The sequence below is a fragment of the Rothia sp. ND6WE1A genome, assembly GCF_001683935.1.
GTDB classification, from domain to species: Bacteria; Actinomycetota; Actinomycetes; order Actinomycetales; family Micrococcaceae; genus Rothia; species Rothia amarae.
Window position 1 is genome coordinate 1 of the sequence record NZ_LXTU01000052.1, and the last position, 1,714, is coordinate 1,714.

Here is a 1,714-nt window from a genome sequence, read left to right on the forward strand (position 1 = left end):
AGTCCTCATGGTTGAAAGAATTTTTCATTTGTATCCCCTTATTCTTTTAATGATAAATAATTTTATATTACTGAATTGTCTATTTGTGTAATATAATACCTCAAAAATGTACTTATAGTGCTATTTGACATAATTGTAAAAAATTGCTGCCGCTTCACTATCTTGAGCTTTCAAAACATGAGCATACGTCCGCAATGTGATTGATGGATCTGCGTGCTCTAGACGAGCAGCTACCACATGAACAGGAATGCCTGCTTCCAGAAGCAGAGTCGCATGGACGTGCCGCAAATCGTGGAAACGAATTTTAATTAACTGTTCCTCGGAACCCTCAGCATTGTGCCGTTCAATCAGCTTCTGAAAAAGATGCGTCAACGTCGTCGGATAAAGCGGCAAACCAAACTCAGTACAAAACACGTAATCCGTACCTTCCCACGAATCTTGAGTCAGTTCCATATCTGAAACTTGCATCAGCCGATGAGCCTGAAGCACTGACTTAGTTTGATCGTCGAAAGCAACAAAACGTTTTTTCCGCTCTTTGCAGTAACTTCAACCTGCCCCGCATCCGTAAGAGTGACAGAACGATGCACCCGAATTAGTTTCTTCTCAAAATCCACATCAGACCACCGCAGCGCAACAATCTCACCCCGGCGCATACCCGTATAAGCAGCAAGCCAATACAACGCATATAAACGATGAGATTCAGCAGTTGTCAAGAAAGAACGAAGCTCTTGAGCCGCCCATAGCTGAGATTTTGAAACCTCATGTGTTTTGCGTGGAGCAGTAGCCCTTTTCAAGAGCTTCTTTAAGAGCGCTGCAATTCGATTCTCTGTCGCCCTCGCGAGACCCTTTCCAGACCTGCTGCTTCATAATCGCTCTTAAAATCAGCATAGATGTTATCTACATAATTTTGTACATCTTGATTTGGAAACTTAATAACTAAGCTATTATGAGTTTTATCCGTAAAGGGACAGACCAGTAAATAGGTATCGAATATATCAAGAAAAACGTTGGCTTTATTCCCTTATGATAAGCACTATCACCCCTCTGAGCTAATCCAATTGCAACAGAAAGACTATCTAAAGATTATTACGGGCGCACCACTCGTCAAACCAACGAGGGTCATCGCTATCGTGGTCCATGTTGGCTCCGCGAGTTTCGTAAATTATATTATCGAGACCGTACTCCTCTTCTACCTGTTTGTCTTGTTTTCGCCTAGTACCTCCCCCGATTCCTTCTTGAATAGTTACGCCAAATTCTTTATCTGGCCAGAGGCCCACGACAATACGTGATTTAGAATGGCTCTTAATTGATTCAATTAATGAATCAGCATTCATTAAAGAAATCTGATCGTGAGCAGCAAAAATAATAGGTATGTATTCCATTTTTAAATTCTGATAAATCATAAGACCAAAAACCGCATCTTTTTTTCCATAATCTCCACGAAATGGCTTGCTTGATATAATTTTGGGATAAAGGTAAAGGCGATATACATAATTTTTAAAATTCAATTTGTCTTTATCGCTCATCAAAATTTTTTTACATGGATAGACAAGCACCCTCTTAATCAAATGAATAATCCCGTATTTATTCTTTATAAAATCTTCGTAGGAATATATAGGTTCGGAATATTTATATCTAGTATTAAATAAATCGATGTGAATTGACTGCTTTATCTCTTTTTTAATATTATCGAGTTCTATGTTATCATCTAGAT

General features: G+C 38.9%; 3 protein-coding genes. All 3 read right to left on the reverse strand.

Going from position 1 to position 1,714, the window contains the following annotated elements; genetic code table 11:
* Window positions 1-120: 120 nt before the first annotated feature.
* Window positions 121-489, reverse strand: coding sequence for a tyrosine-type recombinase/integrase (locus A7E48_RS06835; protein ID WP_083147256.1), 369 nt, complete (start codon window positions 487-489; stop codon window positions 121-123).
* Complete coding sequence (locus A7E48_RS11490; protein ID WP_068171301.1) at window positions 468-794, reverse strand: tyrosine-type recombinase/integrase; 327 nt, start codon at window positions 792-794, stop codon at window positions 468-470. The genes A7E48_RS06835 and A7E48_RS11490 overlap by 22 nt, the downstream gene beginning before the upstream one ends.
* A gap of 282 nt (window positions 795-1,076) precedes the next feature.
* A partial coding sequence (locus tag A7E48_RS11155; RefSeq protein ID WP_158004407.1) for a hypothetical protein occupies window positions 1,077-1,714 on the reverse strand: 638 nt, incomplete at its 5' end.